This window comes from Glutamicibacter nicotianae (assembly GCF_016907615.1).
GTDB lineage: Bacteria > Actinomycetota > Actinomycetes > Actinomycetales > Micrococcaceae > Glutamicibacter > Glutamicibacter nicotianae.
In genome coordinates this window covers 1,016,457-1,034,731 of the sequence record NZ_JAFBCH010000001.1, presented here as the reverse complement: position 1 = coordinate 1,034,731, position 18,275 = coordinate 1,016,457, and the positions used below count along the sequence as shown (strand labels likewise).

17 protein-coding genes and 1 tRNA gene are annotated in these 18,275 nt (G+C 60.6%); 3 read left to right on the top strand and 15 right to left on the bottom strand.

Annotated elements, in window-relative coordinates; translation table 11 throughout:
- Nucleotides 1–97: 97 nt before the first annotated feature.
- The 3 genes from JOE62_RS05135 to JOE62_RS05125 are packed head-to-tail and all read right to left on the bottom strand — an operon-like array spanning nt 98 to nt 1,689.
- Complete coding sequence (locus JOE62_RS05135; RefSeq protein WP_204720872.1) at nt 98–667, bottom strand: GNAT family N-acetyltransferase; 570 nt, start codon at nt 665–667, stop codon at nt 98–100.
- A gap of 46 nt (nt 668–713) precedes the next feature.
- Nucleotides 714–1,181 (bottom strand): NUDIX hydrolase, encoded by a 468-nt coding sequence (locus JOE62_RS05130; RefSeq protein WP_038989895.1) that lies wholly within the window; start codon nt 1,179–1,181, stop codon nt 714–716.
- Between the two features lie 4 nt (nt 1,182–1,185).
- Entirely contained in the window at nt 1,186–1,689 is a 504-nt protein-coding gene (locus JOE62_RS05125; RefSeq protein WP_204720870.1) for a prepilin peptidase, read from the bottom strand.
- Nucleotides 1,690–1,772: 83 nt separating this feature from the next.
- On the opposite strand from JOE62_RS05125, the gene JOE62_RS05120 reads away from it, so the two are divergent.
- A complete protein-coding gene (locus JOE62_RS05120; RefSeq protein ID WP_204720868.1) occupies nt 1,773–2,591 on the top strand; it encodes a hypothetical protein in 819 nt (272 codons plus the stop codon).
- On the opposite strand, the gene JOE62_RS05115 is transcribed toward JOE62_RS05120, so the two are convergent.
- The 5 genes from JOE62_RS05115 to mca form a co-directional block, all read right to left on the bottom strand.
- The gene (locus tag JOE62_RS05115) at nt 2,588–3,904 is read right to left on the bottom strand and encodes an RNA 5'-3' helicase PhoH2 (protein WP_190264681.1); all 1,317 of its coding nucleotides are present in this window, start codon (nt 3,902–3,904) and stop codon (nt 2,588–2,590) included. The genes JOE62_RS05120 and JOE62_RS05115 overlap by 4 nt on opposite strands.
- Nucleotides 3,905–4,171: 267 nt before the next feature.
- Nucleotides 4,172–4,933, bottom strand: a complete 762-nt coding sequence (locus JOE62_RS05110) for an isoprenyl transferase (protein WP_204720866.1) — start codon at nt 4,931–4,933, stop codon at nt 4,172–4,174.
- Nucleotides 4,934–5,051: 118 nt separating this feature from the next.
- Complete coding sequence (locus tag JOE62_RS05105) at nt 5,052–7,166, bottom strand: DUF255 domain-containing protein (protein ID WP_204720864.1); 2,115 nt, start codon at nt 7,164–7,166, stop codon at nt 5,052–5,054.
- Nucleotides 7,167–7,198: 32 nt separating this feature from the next.
- Complete coding sequence (locus JOE62_RS05100) at nt 7,199–7,480, bottom strand: hypothetical protein (RefSeq protein ID WP_204720862.1); 282 nt, start codon at nt 7,478–7,480, stop codon at nt 7,199–7,201.
- A 46-nt stretch (nt 7,481–7,526) separates the two neighbouring features.
- The gene (gene mca, locus JOE62_RS05095) at nt 7,527–8,393 is read right to left on the bottom strand and encodes a mycothiol conjugate amidase Mca (RefSeq protein ID WP_052253578.1); all 867 of its coding nucleotides are present in this window, start codon (nt 8,391–8,393) and stop codon (nt 7,527–7,529) included.
- Nucleotides 8,394–8,632: 239 nt separating this feature from the next.
- On the opposite strand from mca, the gene JOE62_RS05090 reads away from it, so the two are divergent.
- Nucleotides 8,633–9,052 (top strand): DUF4307 domain-containing protein, encoded by a 420-nt coding sequence (locus JOE62_RS05090; RefSeq protein ID WP_204720860.1) that lies wholly within the window; start codon nt 8,633–8,635, stop codon nt 9,050–9,052.
- A 289-nt stretch (nt 9,053–9,341) separates the two neighbouring features.
- Entirely contained in the window at nt 9,342–9,839 is a 498-nt protein-coding gene (gene greA / locus JOE62_RS05085; RefSeq protein WP_204720858.1) for a transcription elongation factor GreA, read from the top strand.
- Between the two features lie 92 nt (nt 9,840–9,931).
- Here the strand turns inward: greA and JOE62_RS05080 are convergent, their stop codons facing one another.
- The 7 genes from JOE62_RS05080 to JOE62_RS05050 all read right to left on the bottom strand — a co-directional run bounded on the left by JOE62_RS05080 (nt 9,932) and on the right by JOE62_RS05050 (nt 18,214).
- Nucleotides 9,932–10,933, bottom strand: a complete 1,002-nt coding sequence (locus tag JOE62_RS05080) for an S-layer homology domain-containing protein (RefSeq protein ID WP_170214632.1) — start codon at nt 10,931–10,933, stop codon at nt 9,932–9,934.
- A gap of 151 nt (nt 10,934–11,084) precedes the next feature.
- The gene (gene ilvA / locus JOE62_RS05075; protein WP_204720856.1) at nt 11,085–12,356 is read right to left on the bottom strand and encodes a threonine ammonia-lyase; all 1,272 of its coding nucleotides are present in this window, start codon (nt 12,354–12,356) and stop codon (nt 11,085–11,087) included.
- 3 nt (nt 12,357–12,359) lie between these two features.
- Entirely contained in the window at nt 12,360–13,679 is a 1,320-nt protein-coding gene (locus tag JOE62_RS05070) for an AI-2E family transporter (RefSeq protein ID WP_204720854.1), read from the bottom strand.
- Between the two features lie 192 nt (nt 13,680–13,871).
- Nucleotides 13,872–15,329: an APC family permease gene (locus JOE62_RS05065; protein WP_204720852.1), complete on the bottom strand. Its 1,458-nt coding sequence runs from the start codon at nt 15,327–15,329 to the stop codon at nt 13,872–13,874.
- A gap of 214 nt (nt 15,330–15,543) precedes the next feature.
- On the bottom strand, nt 15,544–16,350 hold the full coding sequence (locus JOE62_RS05060) for a Bax inhibitor-1/YccA family protein (RefSeq protein WP_204720850.1): 807 nt from the start codon (nt 16,348–16,350) through the stop codon (nt 15,544–15,546).
- Between the two features lie 297 nt (nt 16,351–16,647).
- Nucleotides 16,648–16,729: transfer RNA gene (locus tag JOE62_RS05055), tRNA-Leu, on the bottom strand.
- 117 nt (nt 16,730–16,846) lie between these two features.
- Entirely contained in the window at nt 16,847–18,214 is a 1,368-nt protein-coding gene (locus JOE62_RS05050; RefSeq protein WP_204720848.1) for an NAD(P)/FAD-dependent oxidoreductase, read from the bottom strand.
- Nucleotides 18,215–18,275 lie beyond the last annotated feature (61 nt).

Here is an 18,275-nt window from a genome sequence, read left to right as displayed (position 1 = left end):
TCAGCTACCGCGGACAGTTGCCGGCAACTGGCCGCGGTAGCTTGCTTAATCAGTTGGGGCGCAGCTAAATGAGCCGCCGTGGGGTGCCTCCAGCGAATTAGACCAGTTCAATCCAATAGCGTCGCAGGTCCTCGCGGGAGCCGAAGCGAGGACCGATTTCGGAAACCGGAGCGATGCTTTCGAGGACTCCTTCGCAAGCTTCAATAGTTCTCGCCGAAGCAATATTGGAGTCGTTGCACGTGAGCATGACTCGTGGCAGGCCCAGGTTGCGCGCTTGTTCCAAGGATCCGGCGAGCGCGATTCTGGCCAGGCGGTTTCCGCGGGCGCTCGGGCGTATTCCATAGCCGATGTGCCCGCCAACTTCGCGGAGGAAATCATTGCCCAGCTCATGACGCAAGCTGGCTGCACCCAAGTATTCATCGCCATGCACTAGCCACAGTGTGCTTTGCGCGACGAAACCTTTTGGTGGCGTGAAGTTCGGCGTTTCCAGATCCTTGAGCAGCTGGACCCATTGAGCGAAGTCGTCCGCGTTGTGTAGATCCCAGCCGTATTTGGCAGCGAAGAAGACCGAGGCGCCGTCTTGATCCGTTCCCGCCCATTCAGCAGTGCTCCGTATGAAAGAAGCGTGGAGTGAGGCAGTTGGTTCAATCAGTTCGATCCCAGTCATGGAACAAGTCTATGTTCATGCCATCGGCAAGCGATTGCAGGACTCATCAGCTGGCGAAGTATCCGCCGGGCCGCGGGTCCAGTGCCCACTGCACAGCCCGCTCATGCAGTGGCGGGAGCTCTGGCCGCTCTGCGAGCTCGAAATATCCCACTTCCAGGTTTTCGTCATCGTTGACCCTCGCATCGCCGGAGAGGTGGCGGGCTTTGAAAACCACATCGAGGTACTGGGCGTGATCCCCATTGGGATAAACCGTTGGCGCGGTCACTCCGACACCCAACAGGTCCGTGATCTCGCATTCAACGCCGGTCTCTTCCAGGACTTCGCGATGCGCAGTGTGCGATGGTTCTTCGCCAGGGTCGATAATCCCCGCCGGCAGGGTCCATTGCCCATTGTCGGCACGGCGCACCAGCAGCACTCGGCTGTCCCGGAAGACAACAACTTTCACCCCGGAGAGCCACAGCGGTTCGTGTCCGATACGTTGCCGAAGATGGGTGATGAATTCAGGAGTTGCCATGATTTCATCGTGCCATAAGCAGTACTGCCAATGCTCCAACCAGCATGAAGGGACCGAAAGGGACAGCTGATTTCAGGGTCAATTTCCGCACTGCCATTCCCCCGATCACCCAGCAGGTCGCCAGCACGAAGGTGAGCACGGTTGCGAAGAACAAGCCGGGCACAGAATAGTAGCCCAGGTTCAGTCCCAGCACTCCGGCCAGCTTCACATCTCCCATGCCCATGGCGCCGGCGGAGATCAGCGTAATGAGCAGATATCCTCCGCCCAGCAGCAGCAACCCCAGCAGGCCCATGAGCACGCCGTGAGCATCAGAACGCAGGATGCCCAGCAACACGATCACCACGGTGCTGGCCGCCAGCCAGTAAGCGATAAGCCGATTGGGCAGGCGATGCGTTGCGATGTCTTGCCTGGCCAGGAGGAACCCGAAGCCGGCAAAGCAGGCCAGCTGGACAACGACTGCTGCCGCGACCGCCGGGCCTTCCTGGGCTACGTTCCAAATTTCTGACATGTGTAGAGCATAAGCATGTCCACGCCTGTGCGGCAGAGGGGTGTTCCCCTTGTGAATAATTCTTCCGCTTCTACAATTAGGGTATGGACGTTCCTGCAGTTCCACTTCTTTTCCCCGGGCAGTCTGCCCCTGAATCCGCTGCTCGGCGCCGTTTCCGCGCCCTGGCCCGTTCAGCCCCTTGGCTGAGCACCTCGCTGCAGTTCCAGGTCCAGGTCCCGGGCGAATACGCCAAGCCGGAAGATGGCTTGGAAGGAACGCTGACCGCCATCATCCGCCAGCGCGAAGCCATTGCCGTGCGTTCGGCGGATGGGCAGCTGGTGTACCAGCAGGAGAAGTTCACCGCGGACCGCAGCCGCGGCTATGTCGCTGCCACGAATTCCTCCTGGAAGCTGCCTGCCTCGCTGACCTCCCCGGTGTACACCTCGGACCAGTTGATATTGCGCCGTCCAGATATTTCCGGCTTCAACGGGCTGCTGCCACTGGAGCATTGGGAATCGATGCTCGATCCCGTGGAGCTTGCCGGATCCGAGCCCGCCTCGCATGATCTGGCATTCGACCACCCCACCTACATCCACGAGCTGGCCGAGATCACCCACGACGGCCGGCCAGCGCTGGCCGCCGTCCTCACCGCGGGGCATACCTACCAGCCCACGCTGGCCAGCGCTCCCCTGGTTCCCGAAGGCGCTCGGACCCTCGTGGTCCTGGATCTGGCAACCGGCGTCTGCCTGAACCGCCGGGTGCTGGCCGCCCCAACCGGGATGCCGCCGGCCCCGGAGCTCTCGCTCCAGGTTCTCGCGCACAACGAGTACTACATCGATTCGCTGTTCACGGCCCCAGCTCCCACGCTGACCGATGTCCGGGCACCGATTCCGTGGGAGCTGCGCAGCGAACGCCGGTCCTAGGCCAGCGTCGGAGTATCCAGCAGGTTGGTGACCAGCGCGGCGATCGCAGAGCGTTCGGATCGGGTCAGGGTCACATGCCCGAAGAGCGCGTGCCCCTTGAGCTGTTCCACGACCGCGGCGACGCCGTCATAGCGGCCCACATGCAGGTTGTCGCGCTGCGCCACGTCATGGGTGAGCACCACCTTGGAATTCTGCCCGATGCGCGAGAGCACCGTGAGCAGCACATTGCGTTCCAGGGACTGGGCTTCGTCGACGATGACGTAGGAATCATGCAGCGAACGCCCGCGGATGTGGGTCAGCGGCAGCACTTCCAGCATCCCGCGTTCCACCACTTCATCGATGGCGTTCTTCGACACGATCGACCCGAGGGTATCGAAGACCGCCTGGGCCCACGGTCCCATTTTCTCCCCTTCGGAACCGGGCAGGTAGCCCAATTCCTGGCCGCCGACAGCGTACAGGGGACGGAACACGGTGATCTTCCGGTGCTCCCTGCGTTCAAGCACCGCTTCCATGCCGGCGCACAGCGCCAACGCGGACTTGCCGGTGCCGGCGTTACCGCCCAGCGACACGATGCCCACGGAAGGGTCCATCAGCAGGTCCAGGGCGATGCGCTGCTCAGCGCTGCGGCCGTGCAGTCCGAAGGCCTGCTGGTCTCCGCGCACCAGCTTCACGGTATTCGCATCCACCTTGCGGCCCAGGGCGCTTCCGCGCGGTGAGGTGATCACGAAGCCGGTGTTGATCGGTTCATCGGCTGCCGCAGGGTGGTTCAGCACCTGTTCATGCTCGTAGAGCTTGGCCATGGTCTCTTCATCCAGGTCCAGCTGCTGGATGCCGGTCCACCCGGTCGAGGCGATCAGCTCATTGCGGTACACCTCGGCATGGATCCCCATGGCCGAGGCCTTGATGCGCATCGGCAAGTCCTTGGTCACCAGGGCAACGTCGAGGCCTTCATCAAGCAGGTGCTTGGCGACAGCCAGGATCCGTGAATCGTTATCGCCTGATCGCATGCCTACCGGCAGGACCTCAGGGGCAATATTATTCAATTCGATGCGCAGCGTTCCACCGGTCTTGGACACTGGCACCGCCTGGGCCAGCCCGCCATGGCTGGCGATCAAGTCATCAAGCAGCCGCAAGGCCTGGCGTGCGAAGAAACCCAGATCCGGGTCCTTGCGCTTGTTTTCCAGCTCGGTGACTACGGTCAGCGGAATCACGACATGGTGCTCATCGAATTGGAACATGGCTTTCGGATCGGAAAGCAAGACCGACGTATCAATGACGTAGGTTCGTACACCCTGTTCGGCTGTTCGTGTCATGGCAGCGCACCCATTCTCGAATCCGGCGTGGGGACTCTCCCCACGCGTCAGTGGGGAATCCCGGCACCGGATGCCCAAGGCGATTCCGGAAAGCAATCCGGCTGGCGCTGCATTTGGTCATCTAGTGTGGAACCCTTCGCTCAGCTGGGACTTGATGCCCCGGCCTTATGATCACCTTAGACCCCGAAACGCCTCCAAGAGACGACGCACACACTACGTTCAGGTAACGATTAGTTGAACAGCCGAGCCTGGCGCAACGCGCTCGGCTCAGGTTCCGAAGCGGCGCTGGCGGTCAGCGAAGTCGCGCAGGGCGCGCAGGAAGTCAACGCGGCGGAAATCCGGCCACAGCGCCTCGCAGAAGTAGAACTCCGAGTAGGCGCTTTGCCAGGTCAGGAAGCCGGACAGGCGCTGCTCGCCGCTGGTGCGGATCACCAGGTCCGGATCCGGCTGGCCCTTGGTGTAGAGGGCCGATTCGATGTCTTCGGTCGACAGGCCCTCGGCCAGCTCCTCGATCGTGCGCCCATCCTCGGCGGCCTTGCACAGCAGCGCCTTGAACGCATCGAGGATCTCGCGGCGCCCTCCGTAGCCGATGGCCACGTTCACATGGACGCCGGTGCGGTTGGCAGTCACGGTTTCCAGGGCGGCGAGCTTCTGCGCCAAGTCCTCGGGCAGCAGGTCCTTCGCTCCCACCTGCTGGACCTTGACCCGGTTGGTCTCGCCCAGCCGGTCCAGGGTCGAGCCGATGACCTCCAGCAGGTCGCGCAGCTCGCCGGCTTCCCGGTTGAGGTTGTCGGTGGAGAGCATGTACAAGGTGACCATCTTGATATCCAGGTCGTCGCACCAGTCGAGGAATTCCAGGATCTTGTCGGCACCGGCCTGGTGGCCCGCAACGGTCGGGGTGCCGGCCAGCTTGGCCCACCGGCGGTTGCCGTCGACCATCACGCCAATGTGGTGCGGAAGCTTGTCGGATGGAAGGGACTTCGCCAAGCGCCGTTCGTAGTAACGGTACGCAAGGTTCGGTAGCTGCACCTTGTCCCTTCCTTTCGGTAGATTCCAAAACTCTAGGTTCTAAATCTACCGCTAATTATCACCAAGCGCGGGCATCTGCCCGCCGCACCGCGTCCACGGCGGACGCTTCGCCCTGGGCTCAGGCGTCCTTTCCCGAAGCGAACAGCGAGAAGAATCCGTCCATCCCGGCCACTGGCATCTGGCACAATTCCTCGCGGCACGGCTGGATCTGCAGGCCGTTCTCCGCGCCGGGCAGCGACGGATCGTGGCGCGCATTCATCCCCAGGCTCAACGCCACGGAACGCACGCGCTTGGCTTCTGCCGAATCCCACTGCGACATCGCGAGATACTGGACGGGGCTGGAAACGATGCATTGCACTTCCAAGGCGGTCGCCACCTGTGTCGGCGCATCGCTGGCCAACGCCAACGCATGGGCCGAAAGCACGCGGGCGCTGTCCAAGGCCGCCGCATCAGCTTCGCTGTACTCCCCTGCAGCCATGGACTGCAGCGCATGCATTGCCAACGCCTTGGCGTAGAGCGCCCCCGAAGCCGGCAGCGCGTCATCAAGCACCGTGACCGCAGCGATGTTGCCGCGCTGGGCGGCGATCCGCGCATCGGCGCCCACCGCGTCGCGCGGCACCCCGGTTTCCGGATCCACGAAGTCCGCTGCACGTCCCAGCAACTGGCTGGCCCTCGCTGCCCACTGCTTCTGGCCGCTGGCCTGGCCCAACGCCAAGAAGCCCAGGGCCAAGGCGGCGTAGTCCTGCAAGGTGCCCTCGTTGCCGTGCTCGGCACGGTTGGAGAAGCTCACCCGAGCCAGCCGTCCGGCACGCTCATCCCACTGCATCTGCCACACAGAATTGGCCGCCTTCTCGGCGAGCTCCAGGGCCCTCGGCTGGTCCAGCAGCAGCGCGGCTTCAGCCAGGGCTTCGATGGCCAGGCCATTCCAGCCGGCGATCACCTTTTCGTCGCGGACCGGCATGATCCGCGAGCGGCGCAGCGCCCGCATTGCCTCGCGCAGTTCCTGCAGGACGCCCAGTTCGCTCGGCTCGGGCATCCGCAGCAGCGAGAAGCAGAAATTCTGCGGGTCCTCGGCCACCGGCGCGAAACGCAGCAGCCCCTTGGGCAGGCGATGAATCAGCGGGTCGGAGACCAGCGCCATCTCCTCGCGGTTGAAGGTGTAGTACGCACCTTCGATCTGCTTGCCATCACGGGAAGAATCGGCATCCAGCGACGCGGCGAGGGCCGGAGCGGCGGACGACGAGGTGAGCAGTTCCTCGTTGAGGAAATCGATGATGCCTTCGGCGCTACGCCGGGCCAGTCCTGCAAGCTTCTGCGCGCGCTGGGCCGCTTCCCCTTCGGAGGTGCGGGAGAATTCGGCGGCCAGCACGCTGGTGCGTGCCGCCAGCGACAGCAGCCCGGCATTGTCGTAGAGCATCTTCTCGAAATGCGGGACCGACCAGTTCTCGTCGACGCAGTAGCGGGCGAAACCGCCCTCAACGTGATCCTGCAAGCCGCCGAGGAACATCGCTTCGAGGTGGGTGGCCGCGGCGGTGAAGGCCTCTTCGGCGCGATCAGGGGTGGTGATTACTGCACGCCACAGTGTTTTCAGGGCCCAGGTCGGAGGGAATTTGGGTGCAGGGGTGAAGCCGCCTTCCGGCTTGGTGCCGGCAATCCACCGGTCCAGCGCTGCCCCGAAGGCCTTGTCCGCTGGTTCCTGGGATTGCAGGGACAACAGCGAGCTTTGCCGGCTTCCGAGTTCGGCCAGATGCCCGGCGAGCATCTGGGCCTGCTCTTCCAGCGATTCGCGCTTGGTTTCCCAGGCTTCATGGACCGCATCGAGCACTTGGCGGAAGCTCGGGGTCTTGCCGCGGGGCTCTTTCGGATAGTACGTGCCGGCATGCACGGTTCTCCCGTCGGGCAGCGCGAAAATGGTCATCGGCCAGCCTCCGGCACCGGTGAGCGCCTGGGTGGCCAGCATGTAGGTGTCGTCGACGAGCGGATGCTCTTCGCGGTCGACCTTGATGGCGACGAAGTTCTCGTTCAGCAGGGCCGCGATCTGGGAGTCGTCGAAGGACTCGTGGCTCATCACGTGGCACCAGTGGCAGGCAGCGTAGCCGATGGAAAGCATCACCGGTACGTCGCGCAACCGGGCCTGTTCAAAGGCTTCGTCCCCATAGGGGAACCAGTCGACTAGTTGATGCGAATGCTGTCTGAGGTATTGGCTGGATGAGCCAGCGAGTCGTTGTGCCACGCAATCATGCTATCGCGCAGCTCACAAAGCTCCTACTGCTGCTCGTCGGTCTTCGGGTCGTGCGGCTCATCGGGTTCCTGGAACTTGCGCTCTTCGCCCTTGGACACCATCTCCTGCTGCTTTGCTTCTGCTTCCGAGGTGTAGCGCACGCGGCGGACACGGCGGATCATGTCGCGGATCAGGAAGATCACGGCAACCACCAATGCTGCGGTGAAAATGAAACCGAGGAATCCTGGGCCGTAATCGCTGGCAGTCTCCGTGCCGAAACCCAAGGTCGAGGAAGTCAGAGCCAAAGATTCAAAGATCGTATTCACGTTGTAAAGACAACTCTCATTTCTAGTACTGGAAAAGCGCTTAGTACTATCTTAGTCCGGCAAACAGGTCGGTCTCGGGCAACTCGGTGGCTACCTTGGAGGAGATCAGCGTGTAGTCCTCCCACGGCCAGTGCTCCGCGTAGACGTGTTCCGGCACGGCGAAGAAGAAACCTTCCGGATCAATCTGGGTTCTATGCGCCAGCAACGCCTGGTCGCGCTGCGAGAAGAAGTCCGCGCAGTGGATCTGGGTGGTCGTGGTGTGTGGGGAAACCCACTTGAACATCTGGTTGCCTTCGTCTGCTTCCCACTGCGCAACGCGCTCGGTGTACGGAGATTCGTAGCCGGCTTCCAGCATCGCGTAGTGCAAGGTGCGGAAGCGATCCGAGGCGAAGGCACGGTCGTAGTACAGCTTGCTGACCGACCATGGGGCGCCCAATTCCGGGTACATTTCAGGATTGGCCGCATGCTCGAAGGCAAAGGTGGAAACCTTGTGGCAGTGGATATGGTCCGGGTGGGGGTAGCCGCCATTCTCGTCATAGGTCGTGATGACATGTGGACGGAATTCCCGGATCAGCTTGATGATCCCGGCAGCGGCGATTTCAACTGGCTGCAAGGCGAAGGCACCAAAAGGCAGCTCGGGCAGCGGATCGCCTTCTGGCAGGCCGGAGTCGACGTAGCCCAGCCAGCGGTGCTTGACGCCCAAGACGGCAGCGGCCTCGGCCATTTCGGTGCGACGAACGCCCGCGAGGTCGCGGTGCGCATGGGCGAGCTCGCCAGCGGCGGCATTGAGGATATCTCCGCGCTCGCCGCCGGTGCAGGAAACGACCATGACCTCGGCGCCGGCATCGACATAGGCGGCCATCGTTGCGGCGCCCTTCGAAGATTCGTCATCCGGGTGCGCGTGAATAGCCATGAGCCGCAGCCCCTGCGAAGGAGCAATTTTCTTCACGTCGTGAATCTCCACTTATCTTCTTTCCTTATGCCACGTTTTTGGACAGCCCGAAGCCTCAAATCTGCCCGTCACCCATAACAACTCATAGCCGACCACCGGTTATTCCCCCATGCCGAAAGACGGTAAACTTGAGCAGGGAATCTCTATACGGCATTCCCTATTCAAATTCCGCCAGGCAAGAGAGTGGTGCAAGGCAAATAATGTCTGATCCAAGCTTAACGGCTCGCTACAACAACCCCAAGAAACGCAGTCTTCCTAAGAAAACGCGTAATTGGCTGATTGCTGCCGCGCTCTCCCTCGGCGTTGCCGGGGCCGCTTATTTCGGCTTCAGCAACTACACCGCCATCAAGGCGCAGGACATCGAGTTCGAGGTCGTTTCCGCAACCCAGGCCAAGGCCATTGTCGCGGTTGAATACAACGCCAAGTACCGCGTGCAGTGCGACATTCGAGCGATGAATGAATCCAAGGCGATTGTCGGTTACGAAACCGTCTTGCTTGATCCAGGAGAAGCTACCGGGCACATCACCCAGCGCCTGGATGTCGACCTGCACACCGATAACCTTGCGACCACGGTAGGCGTGGAGTCCTGCTACGAGGTTCCGCAAGAATACAAGGGTTAACATTTCAGCTTGTTCATCCCCTAATAGCTGAATCTATTGGGCTTAAAGCGTTTTGGCGACTACTATCGTTGAAAAGATACGTTTCGCCCCGCATCGGCGCATGGTTCTAGCAAAGCAATAGGACATGAGCCTAGCGGGGTCTTTGCTTGCATCGCCAATAACGTGCAGGCCCGCAGATCCGTACCGAATCCGACTTCGTCGACGCCACCGTTTCGGTGGCTTTCGGCTTTAGGACCACTTATCGGTCCCAAGGCCAAGCGAAGTCCTAACTGACCAAAGGAAGTACAACGTGAGCACCAACAGCAACGAACCTGTCGTTTGGCTGACTCAGGAAGCCTACGATCGGCTCCAGGACGAACTGACTTTCCTCTCAGGCCCGGGACGTGCCGAGATCGTTGCCCGTATCGAGCAGGCACGTTCGGAAGGTGACCTGAAGGAGAACGGCGGCTACCACGCTGCTCGTGAAGAGCAGGGCAAGGCTGAAGCCCGCATCCTCTACCTGAAGGATCTGCTGCGCCGCGCCGACGTAGGCGACGCTCCAGCCGACGATGGAATCGTTGAGCCAGGCATGCTGGTTGTCGCCAATATCGCAGGCGACGAAACCACCTTCCTGTTCGGCTCCCGCGAAGTTGCCGGCGACACCGACCTCGAGGTCTACTCCGAGCAGTCCCCTATCGGCGTTGCCGTGCACGGCGCCAAGGTGGGCGACAAGCTGTCGTATCTGGCTCCAAACGGCCGCGACATCAAGGTCGAGATAATCTCCGCCAAGCCTTACGGAGCAAAGTAAGCGCCTGAGCAAAAAAAATCCCCAGACCAGCTTCTCCAAGCTGTTCTGGGGATTTTCTGCGTTCAGGACGATTACCACCCGGTTCGCCGCGTTTACGAAATCACGTTCAGCCTTCGATCGCCGAACAGATCGAACCACCGAACCAAGAAGGCGGCTGTTTCAGCACGTGTCGCCTTGGCGAAAGGCTTGTACTCTACATACCATTCTTCGTATTCGCCGAAGTCGGTCAGCCAGCCCGTTGAGATTCCGGTAGCACGCATCCATTCGATTTCGCGATAGAACAAATTGGATTTAGCTACATCCCGAAAGCCGCTCTCCGCAAGGGGTGTAAATGAATAGACCGATTTTGGAGTCATCCGGTACAACATCGCCGCCATGGCATCGCGCAATATTGGAGCCAATGGCCGGAATGTGCCGTCTGGCCATCCATTCGCGATGCCTTGGGCATGTAGCCAGCAAATCTCCTTGTAGAAAATGTTGTCTCGCGCAACGTCCTTGAATGGAGAGGCATTAGGCGGAGTGTAAGCAGGCGACCCGTTGATGCGGTAGCAGAATGCGGCGAACGCATCACGCAGTACAGGTGCCTGCGGGCGGAAGGTTCCGTCGGGCCAGCCATTAGTAACTCCCAGCTTGGAGAGAATCTCCACGTACCGGTACAGGTCATGGCTTTCCGGCACATCTTTGAAAGTGTTCGTTTCCCATTCAGCTGATGGGTGGATCGTTTCCGATCCTATAAAATCTCCGCCCGACCAATAAGTTGTTACGCCGGTAAATTCCTGATAGTAGGAGCCGTTGCTTTGATAACTAATATCATCTGTGGGGAAACCGAATGATGGACGCCAAAGCTTAGCCATGGCGGCTTTCGATTTACGGGCCATCGTCAGTCCGCGTCTAGTGACAGCTATTCCGTTTTCATAGATTTTTGCGGAAAGTTCGCCGGTAAAGAATTGCCTTCTATCGACTTCAGGATTGATCTCCAATACCAAATCGCCGAACTCCGAGGTTTGGGCCAATGCGGATGGAGCGCTTGCTGTAGCGATTAGCGGAACAGCAATCGCCGCCGTTAGAAATGACCTGCGGGAAAGACAATCCATGAAATCTCCTCGATATGCACGGTGGAACAAGGACCCTGGGCAGAGCCCCATTTTCAAATAAAAGTCTAATTGATTAATGGGAGTATAGACGAACAAATCCCCAGACCAGCTTCTCCAAGCTGTTCTGGGGATTTTCTGCATTCAGCGGCCTTTAGGCCACGGAGCCGCCGGCGTTGTTGGTGATCTGCGGGTCGAAGCCTTCGGCCCGCAGGTTGTTGAGCACCTGCTTGGAGTGCTCATGGCCCTTGGTTTCCAGATCGATGGTGATCGCCACGTCGCCCATGGACAGCGAACCGCCGATGCGGGTGTGGTCCAAGCGGGTCACGTTCGCATCCGATTCGGCAATGATGTTGGAGATCTGCGCGAGCGAGCCGGGGCGGTCTGGAAGCATCATGCGTATGGTCAAGAAGCGGCCGGCCGCTGACAGGCCACGCTGGATCACCTTGAGCATCAGCAGCGGGTCGATATTGCCTCCGGAAAGGATTACAGCGGTGGTTGCCGGGTTGATCCCGTGCGCCTCCAGCTTGTTCTCCAGCAGGGCCGCGACGCCCACCGCGCCAGCGGGTTCCACCACGAGCTTGTTGCGTTCCAGGAGCACCACTAAAGCACGCGCGAGCGTATCTTCCGATACCGTCACCACGTCGTCGACCAATTCCTTGATGATCGTGAACGGCAGCTGCCCCGGCTTGCCGACGGCGATGCCATCGGCAATGGTGTGCACGGTATCCAGCGGGACCAATGCGTCAGCGGCCAGTGATGGAGGGTAGGCCGCGGCGTTTTCCGCCTGGACGCCCACCACCTTGATCTCGCGGCCCAGTTCGCGGGCCTTCTCCTTCAGCGCGATGGCAACGCCGGCCAGCAGCCCGCCGCCGCCCACGCCCATCAGCACGGTGTCGACCTCAGGCAGTTGCTCAAGCAGCTCCAGGCCGATGGTGCCCTGTCCAGCGATGATGTCCGGGTGGTCGAAGGGATGCACGAAGACTGCGCCGGATTCGTCGGCGAAACGCTGCGCCTCGGCCAGCGCCTCATCCACAGTGTTGCCGAACAGCACGACTTCCGCGCCGTGGTCACGCGTTGCGGTCAGCTTCGGCAGGGCTACGCCTAGAGGCATGTAGATCCGCGCCTTGATGCCGAGGTGGCTGGCGGCCTGGGCGACGCCCTGCGCGTGATTGCCTGCCGATGCGGCGACGACTCCGCGCGCCTTCTCCTCGTCGCTGAGCTTGGACATGCGCACATAGGCGCCGCGGACCTTGAAGGATCCGGCGCGCTGCATATTCTCGCATTTGAGGAAGACTTCGGCGCCAACGTGCTGGGAGAGCACGCGGGAGTGCTCCACCGGGGTGCGGGCAATGACCGGCTTGAGTACTTCGGCTGCGGCTTCGATCTCAGCCAGCGTTACCGGCAACGTAGTTTCAGTGCTCATGGTTTATTCCTCATCTGCTGTGGGCTCAGGGTGCCGGGGCTCCGGCGAAGCTTGTGGGGCGGGGGCGGCGCCTGCAGCCGTTGCGGCTGGGCTTGCCTTCCCCGGGTCGCTGGTTTTGGGACTGGCCGCCGCGATCTGGTTCCCGTAGAGCTCAATCACGAAGTCATCGGTTTCCCAGGCTCTGCCCGACAGGTATTTCACGACCGCGTTGATCACTGCCAGCAGCGGTACCGCGAAGAGAGCTCCGGGAATGCCTGCGAGCATCGTGCCGCCGGCGACGGCCAGGACGACTGCCAGCGGGTGCAGGCTGACTGCCTTGCCCATGATCAGCGGCTGCAGGATATTGGATTCGGCTTGCTGGACCAGCAGCACGACGGCCAGCATGATCAGCGCGTTGATCCAGCCATTGGCGACCAGGGCAAGCAAAACTGCCAGGGCGCCGGTAAACAGCGCACCGACGATCGGGATGAAGGAGCCGACGAAGACCAGCACGCCCAGCGGCATGGCCAGCGGCACGCCTAGGAAGAAGGCGCCGAACCCGATGCCGATGGCGTCGATCAGCGCCACCACCATCTGGACGCGCACGTAGCGGACCAGCGAGCCCCAGCCGCGGGTCAGTGCCCCGTCCATCGCCGGGCGGGCGCGGCGCGGCAAGAGGTTCACCAGGAACAAGCCGATCTTGCGTCCGTCGAGCAGCAGGAAAATCAGCGCGAAGACTGCCAGCAAAGTGCCGGTCAGTATCTGCCCGATCGCCGAAGTCCAGCTGATGGCCTCGCTCAGGATGTTGGTGGCATTGCCGCGAAGCTGGACCAGGGCGTCGTCCAGCACGTTTTGCAGGTCGTCATTGGTCAGCTTGAGCGGGCCGTTGAACAGCCAATCCTGGACCTGCTCGATGCCCGACAGGGCTTGGGTCCACAGGGCGGTGAATCCGGCTGAGAGCTTTTGCCCTGCAACCGAGAGTCCAGCTGTAACTAGCGCCAGGAAGCCGATGAGCGTAATGCCGACGGCCAACCCGCGGGGCACCGCCAGCTTGCGGTTCATCGTGTTCACGACCGGTGAGAGCAGCCCGGCCAGCAGCGCCGCGACGAGAACCGGGATGACAAGCAGGGAGACTTTTGACAGCGCCCACACCAGTACGCCCACGGCCGCGACGATGATCAAAAAACGCCAGGCCCACGCGGCTGCCATGCGCACTGCGTAGGGCATGTCCTCGGCGCTTTTGAAATCCGTCAGGTCTGGGCTCGGTGCGGCAGGGATTTCCGCCGGCTTGCTCGGAAGCGAGACACGAATACGGCGTAGACGTTCCAACCGGCTGCTTTTCATGGAACTACGCTATCGCGTTTGCCAGACAGCGTCTTGATCCATGTCTCAATTGTGACAAATTCCAAAGACCAGTGCCCGATATGGGCACTGGTCCTAGAAATCTAATTCAATATGTGTATTTCACTCCGCTGCAGGTAACCAGATTGCGCAGGCCGCCCAATCCTGGACATGGGGCGTGGAAGCCATGGTTCATCAGTCGTTTCGCGCACCCTTGCGCCGGCGGCGCATGACAGCTTCAAGGACCTTTTCCTCGGCGTCTTCGCCGGGCTTAATACCGGCTGGCACCTTGAAGAAGTAGATTGCGCCCAAGGCCCACCAGATGGCGAAGATGACCCATGGTTCCCAGCTCAGTGATGCAGGCATGCCCGGCATGTACAGGCTGAAGAGCGCAGCGGTAAGCAGGACCGAAATCCAGCCGATGACCGCTCCAGCATTTCCGCTGCCGCCGACGCGCAACGGCCGGTCCATCTTCGGTTCGCGCTTGCGCAACACCAGGAAGGTGACCGAGACCAGGAAATAGGCAACGATGATGCTTGGTGCTCCCGAATCAACGAGCCATCCCAGCATTTCGGCACCGAAAAATGGGGCCAGCATGGAGATTCCGCCGATGAAGACCAGTGCGTTGGCCGGGGTGCGGTACTTGGGATGCAGTTTGCCGAACCAGGATGGGAGCATGCCGCTGCGGGCCAGCGAGTAGACAAGCCTGGAGGCTCCGAGCAGCAGCGAGTTCCACGAGGTCAGGATGCCGGCAATGCCGCCAGCGATCAGCACCTTGGCCATCAGATCCGAACCGAACAAGGCTCCGAACGCATCCGCCGTTGCAATGTCGGCTCCGGCCAGTTGCGCTGCAGGCATCGCCGAGGACGTGGTCAGGACGACCATCACGTACCACACGGTGGCCAGGATGACGGAGAGGACCACGAGCTTGCCAATTTGCTTGGCCGGAATATTCACTTCCTCGGCAGACTGCGGAATCACGTCGAAGCCGATGAACAAGAAGGGCACGGCCACCAGTACGGCAAAGAACCCGCTGGTTCCCGGGGTGAAGAACGGTTCCATGTTCTTGGCTTCGCCGCCGGCAAAGGCGCCGACAATCATCAAGACGCCGATGGCTACGAGGAAGAGCACCACGAAAGTCTGCAGCACCCCGGCTTGCTTCACGCCGCGGATATTGATCCAGGTGATGACGATTGCCGACAGCACGCCGACCAATGCCCAAGTCAGGTTTACTTCAAAACCGGCAATGGTCCACAGGGGAATCTGGCTCATGCCGGGGAAGATGTATTCCACAGTCCGTGGCAAGGCGACTGCTTCGAAAGCCACGATGGTCACGTACCCGCCGGTGATCGCCCAGGAACCGATAAATGACGGCCGGGCTCCCAAAGCACGCAGGATGAAGTTGTGCTCGCCGCCGGCTTTCGGCATGGCCGCGGTCAGTTCGGCATAGGTCAAGCCGACGACAGCCATGATGCCACCGCCAACGGCCATGGCCAGCACAGCGCCCATGGTGCCAGCGTTATCCAGCCATCCACCGGTGAGCACCACCCAGCCGAACCCGATCATGGCTCCGAACCCCAGGGCCAGGGCATCCAGGTTGCCCAGGGACTTCACCAGACCCGGCGAATTTCCTTCTGCTTGCTCGATTGCCATTGCGCTCTCCCTGTCAAAATAACTGTGAGTTGGATAACTGAATAGCTACAGGGAAATCTAACCAAGGATTCGCGTAACTGCCCAATCAGCTGTCATTTTCCATCGCATTGACGGTTTCGGCAGTTCATATTCGATTCATATTTGATCAGGAGATTAACTCAGAAGGACCAGCGCCCTGAATGGGCGCTGGTCCTTGCATGCTGTGCTGCTGCGGCTAGTCGTCGCCGCGCAGGATCGCGAGGATACGCAGGATCTCGGTGTACAGCCAGATCAGGGTCATGGTCAGGCCGAAGGCACCGCGCCAAGCCATGATGGCCGGAGCGCCCTGGTTCGAGAGTTCCTCGATCATGGTGAAGTCGGCAACCAATGCGTAGGTTGCCAGCAGTACGGCAACGACACCGATAACCAGGCCGAGCACGCCACCGCGCATGCCGAACATGCCGTCGATCACGCCGGTGAGCATCAGGACCATGTTGAGCAGCGAGAAGACGATCAGGCCGACCATGCCGATCATGAACATCTTGTTCAGCTTAGGTGTCATCCGGTACTTGCCCGAGCGGTACAGCGCCAGGGTTACGCCGGCAACACACAGGGTCGCAAGCACAGCCTGGATGGCGATGCCCTGAAGGCCTGGTCGGCTTTCAAGGAAACCGGAAAGACCGCCAAGGAACAAGCCCTGCGCCGCTGCGTACAGGAGGATCAGTACCGGCGATGGGCGCTTCTTGAAAGCGTTAACCAAGCCGAGGACGAAACCAACCAGGGCACCTGGCAGCATCAGGGCTGGAATGGTCCAGCCAATTGCAGCGCCAATGACAACCAAGGCGAGGCAGATCGCGGTCTTGTTGATAGTGTCACCGATGGTCATGCGGCCGGTGTCGGCGCTGGTTGCGGCAGGCTGCTGGTACATCTGATTCAGCTGGTCTGCGCTCATGTTTTCGGTGTCGCGGAATCCAACAGGACTTCCAAGCTTGGTTCCCCAAGCATCGGAGCGGCTGCTAGAACCAAAAATTGGATTGCCCAATGTCATTCCCCTATAGATTGCGAATACGCCAGCCGCTTGGCTAGCTGAAGATCTTTTGCTTAATCCTATTGAGGATTGCTGTGAAATCACTCAGTCGGAAGGATGATATAGGGCAATTTCCCGAGGAAAAACTACTCTCTCAGCGATATTCTTGAAACTTCCAGCATCGTGGTTGCGTCAGACGAAAATATTGTCGAGGAACGATGCCGGAGGGTGGACGGCGAACGTGCGCTTGCTAGCGGCAAGAGAAAAGACCGATGCGGACCGGAAAATCCGGAACACGTCGGCCTTACTCTGTACCCCCAGTGGGACTCGAACCCACAAGCCTTTCGGCAGCTGATTTTAAGTCAGCCGTGTATGCCAATTCCACCATAGGGGCAGGACTCTCAAATTTTACGTGATCGGCAAAGCAAATAGAAAATTCAACTTTGCTGACGCATGCGAGGAGCCAATCGCTTGGCCCCTCGCATCATCGTCGATCATCTGCGTCCCAAGCCTACTTCTTTGGCTTGGCCGACTCCTCGAAAGCAGTGCGTGGCGCTTCGAGGTTGTTCAGCTGCAGCGCATCTCGCTTGAAGAACAGCGCAACCAGCCAGTCGCCGACAACGCGGAACTTGCGCTCGAAGGTTGGCATGGCCATGCCGTGGTAGCCACGGTGTGCCATCCATGCTGGCCAGCCCTTGAGCTTGATGCCGACAACCTTGGCAACGCCCTTGTTCTTGCCGAAGCCAGCCACTGCGCCGAGGTTCTTGTGCTTGTATTCCTTGATGGTGCCAACGCCGTAGCGGGCAGCATACAGGTTCTTAGCCAACAGCTTGGCCTGGCGCACAGCGTGCTGCGCGTTCGGAACGCAGGTGCCGTCTGGCAGGCCGCCGGTAACGTCCTTGACTGCCGAGATGTCGCCGGCTGCCCAGGCGCCTTCCAGCGGTTCGCCGTTGGCGTCCTTGATGCGCAGGTCGGTGCGGGTCTCGATGCGGCCGCGCTGCTCGATCGGGAAATCGGTGGAGCGAACCATCGGATTGGCCATGACGCCAGCGGTCCAGATCAGGGTGTCTGCACCGAACTCGCCTGCTGGGGACTTGTCAGCCATGTTGATCAATTCCAGGTTGCCTTCTTCAGCGTTGTTCAGCGAAGTGTTCAGCAATACCTCGATGCCGCGGCTGCGCAGGTGCTCGACAACCCACTCGGCCTGCTCGGCGGTGACCTCTGGCATGATGCGGCCCATGGCCTCGACGAGAACGAAGCGTGCTTGCTTTTCGTCAATGCGGTCGTTGAGCTCGATCAGGTGACGAGCCATGTCTTCGAGCTCGGCGATGGTTTCGATGCCGGCAAAGCCGCCACCGACAACGACGAAGGTCAGTGCGCGCTTGCGGGCCACTGGATCAGTCATGTTCGAAGCGGACTCGATGCGCTCGGCAACCTTGTTGCGCAGGGCGACGGCCTCTTCGATGGTCTTCAGGCCGATGCCGGTTTCAGCCAGGCCAGAGATCGGGAAGGTACGGGTGACCGCGCCGGCGGACATTACGATGTCGGTGTATTCCAGCTCGAACTGCTCGCCGTTGACCGGAGCAATCACGGCCTTCTTGTTGGCGTGGTCGACGCTCAGCACGCGGCCGTTGACCAGCTCGGAGTGCTTCAAGTGCTGGCGGTGCGAGACCACAACGTGGCGTGGCTCGATTTGGCCACCGGCGACTTCTGGCAGGAATGGCTGGTAAGTCATGTATGGGTTCGGGTCGACAACGGTGACGATGCCGCCGTGTGCCTTGACCTTCTTCTGCAACTTCATCGCGACGTACAGGCCTACGTAGCCACCGCCGACGATCAGGATGCGCGGACGCTTCTGGGAGGTTTCGATGATCGACATACTGTTGATTCTACGCGGATTCTCTGAGTTAGTGAAAACATTCACTAACTAATTTCGTTCG

What these genes read in the sequence shown, in the direction of transcription:
- JOE62_RS05125 (WP_204720870.1), bottom strand. Translation starts at nt 1,689, where the DNA reads ATGTCAGAAATTTGGAACGTAGCCCAGGAAGGCCCGGCGGTCGCGGCA.
- ilvA (WP_204720856.1), bottom strand. Translation starts at nt 12,356, where the DNA reads ATGAGCACTGAAACTACGTTGCCGGTAACGCTGGCTGAGATCGAAGCC.
- JOE62_RS05120 (WP_204720868.1), top strand. Translation starts at nt 1,773, where the DNA reads ATGGACGTTCCTGCAGTTCCACTTCTTTTCCCCGGGCAGTCTGCCCCT.
- JOE62_RS05070 (WP_204720854.1), bottom strand. Translation starts at nt 13,679, where the DNA reads ATGAAAAGCAGCCGGTTGGAACGTCTACGCCGTATTCGTGTCTCGCTT.
- JOE62_RS05090 (WP_204720860.1), top strand. Translation starts at nt 8,633, where the DNA reads ATGTCTGATCCAAGCTTAACGGCTCGCTACAACAACCCCAAGAAACGC.
- JOE62_RS05050 (WP_204720848.1), bottom strand. Translation starts at nt 18,214, where the DNA reads ATGTCGATCATCGAAACCTCCCAGAAGCGTCCGCGCATCCTGATCGTC.
- JOE62_RS05130 (WP_038989895.1), bottom strand. Translation starts at nt 1,181, where the DNA reads ATGGCAACTCCTGAATTCATCACCCATCTTCGGCAACGTATCGGACAC.
- JOE62_RS05115 (WP_190264681.1), bottom strand. Translation starts at nt 3,904, where the DNA reads ATGACACGAACAGCCGAACAGGGTGTACGAACCTACGTCATTGATACG.
- JOE62_RS05080 (WP_170214632.1), bottom strand. Translation starts at nt 10,933, where the DNA reads ATGGATTGTCTTTCCCGCAGGTCATTTCTAACGGCGGCGATTGCTGTT.
- mca (WP_052253578.1), bottom strand. Translation starts at nt 8,393, where the DNA reads ATGGCTATTCACGCGCACCCGGATGACGAATCTTCGAAGGGCGCCGCA.
- JOE62_RS05065 (WP_204720852.1), bottom strand. Translation starts at nt 15,329, where the DNA reads ATGGCAATCGAGCAAGCAGAAGGAAATTCGCCGGGTCTGGTGAAGTCC.
- JOE62_RS05135 (WP_204720872.1), bottom strand. Translation starts at nt 667, where the DNA reads ATGACTGGGATCGAACTGATTGAACCAACTGCCTCACTCCACGCTTCT.